Source organism: Roseateles sp. P5_B10, from assembly GCF_056400485.1.
Window position 1 is genome coordinate 1 of the sequence record NZ_JBFULE010001082.1, and the last position, 1,472, is coordinate 1,472.

Below are 1,472 nucleotides of genomic sequence, written 5' to 3' on the forward strand. Positions count from 1 at the left end.
GGGCATAGCTCATGAGCCCACCCCAGGCATGCGAGACGCGCACCGCGGCGAGCTGCGGATAGACCTTGAGCAGGTCCGCCTGCAGCATCTGCGCAATGCGCGCGGGGTCGCGCTCCTGGATGGAGATGCGGCCGCCCCACAGCAACCGGTGATCGGCGAGCGCTCGGTAGTAGTCGAAGGCGAAGCGGTTGTCATAGAGGGCGGCGGGCGTGCGGATCGGTCGCAGGTTGGGCGGCAACGGTTCGGTCGCGATGACATAGGTTGCGATGGGCAGGCGCGCGCCGGTCAGGGCTGGCAGCATGGCCTTCAGATAGGCACCACCGGCCACGACGACCTGGGCCGCGCGGATCGAGGCGTCATGTGAGGTGCGTAGCACGAAGCCACCGGCGGCAAGGCGCTCGATGCTCATCACGGCACTGTGCTCGTGCACCCTGCCACCGGCATGCTCGATGACGCGAGCGAGCCCCAACGCGTACTTGAGCGGATGGAAATGGAAGGCATCGCGCTCCAGCAGAGCGCCGCCATAACGCTGCGTGTCCAGCCACTGCCGGACCTGGGCAGGCTCGATTTCGTCCCAGGTGACGCCGAAGTTCTCGCGCAGCCAGCGCGCCTGATCGCGCAACTGGCGCTCGGCGCGTGCGCTGTGCCTGAACCAGTTGAGCAGCAGAGCGCCGCCCTCTTGCCGATCGCAGTCGATGGCGTGGACCTCGATGCGCGAGCGAATCAGTGCGATGGCTTCGCGGCTATGAGCGTAGAACTCACGCGCCGCTGCCAAGCCCAGGTCGCTCACCAAGTCCGCCGCGTCGCGGCTGTAGCCGCCGAACACGAAACCGCCATTGCGCCCTGACGCGCCATGGCCGATGGTCTGCGCCTCCAGCACCGCCACGCTGGTGATGCCGCGCTCCTGCAGCCCGCGCGCCGCGGCCAGGCCCGCAAAACCGCCGCCGAGCACGGCCACTTCCACGTCAGTGGACGAGTCGGCCAGCGGCTGGAAGGTCAGGCGCGGGGCGGTGACGGCGTAGTAGGTCTGGGTTTGCATGCGCTCGCATCGGGCTCAGATCTGCCGCACCCACTGCGTCTCAGCTATCGGCTGTCGGAACTGCAACTCCGTGCGTTGGCCGGTTGGGGTGGGCAGCGCTGATGGCCTAGCCGGGCTTGGGCTTGGGCTTGAAGATATGCACCGTTTCGCCGCGGGCGAGCATGTCCACCAGTTGCGCGATGCGCCTGGCACGCGTCTCGGGCTTGACGGCGGTCTGGATGCGCCAGAGCACGGCGTAGCGGTTGCTCGCGTTGACGGTGGCGAAGAAGGCCTTGGCCGGCGGATTCGCATCCAACGCTGCCGCCAGGTCGTCGGGCACGGTGGACGTCTTCGCGCCGTCGTAGGCCTGGGCCCAGCGGCCGTCGGCCTTGGCGGCCTCGACCTGCGCCTGGCCAGGCGGCTGCATGCGGCCCGCCTCGATCAGCGTGGCCAC

General features: G+C 68.8%; 2 protein-coding genes. Both read right to left on the bottom strand.

Annotated features, from left to right (window positions below; all coding sequences use genetic code 11):
* On the bottom strand, positions 1-1,039 hold a 1,039-nt coding region (locus AC1DU6_RS31005), incomplete at its 3' end, for an NAD(P)/FAD-dependent oxidoreductase (protein ID WP_477861957.1).
* 106 nt (positions 1,040-1,145) lie between these two features.
* Positions 1,146-1,472 (bottom strand): YdeI/OmpD-associated family protein (locus AC1DU6_RS31010; RefSeq protein WP_477861959.1); only part of this gene is annotated, 327 nt, incomplete at its 5' end.